Origin of the sequence: Thermomonospora catenispora (genome assembly GCF_006363815.1) — a bacterium.
Lineage (GTDB): Bacteria > Actinomycetota > Actinomycetes > Streptosporangiales > Streptosporangiaceae > Thermomonospora > Thermomonospora catenispora.
This window is the reverse complement of the sequence record NZ_RRYT01000105.1, coordinates 1-355: the sequence shown is the minus strand read 5'-3', so window position 1 is coordinate 355 and position 355 is coordinate 1. Positions and strand designations below refer to the sequence as shown.

Genomic DNA, 355 nt, shown 5'->3' with positions numbered 1-355 from the left:
CCCGCTTCAGCGACATCGGGTTGGCGCCGGCCGCCACATTCCGCAGGCCCTCCCGCACCAGGGCCTGCGCCAGCACGGTGGCGGTGGTGGTCCCGTCACCGGCCACATCGTCGGTCTTCTTGGCGACCTCCTTGACCAGCTCCGCGCCGATCTTCTCCCAGGGGTCCTCCAGCTCGATCTCCTTGGCGATCGACACGCCGTCGTTGGTGATCGTGGGGGCGCCCCACTTCTTCTCCAGCACCACGTTGCGGCCCTTGGGACCAAGGGTCACCTTGACCGCGTCGGCAAGCTGGTTCATCCCGCGCTCAAGACCCCGGCGGGCCTCCTCGTCGAACGCGATCATCTTTGCAGCCAT

Annotated in this window: 1 protein-coding gene; it reads right to left on the bottom strand. The window is 67.6% G+C overall.

Annotation, left to right across the window (positions count from 1 at the left end; genetic code table 11):
- On the bottom strand, positions 1–355 hold a 355-nt coding region (locus EIO00_RS24005), incomplete at its 3' end, for a TCP-1/cpn60 chaperonin family protein (protein WP_277752910.1).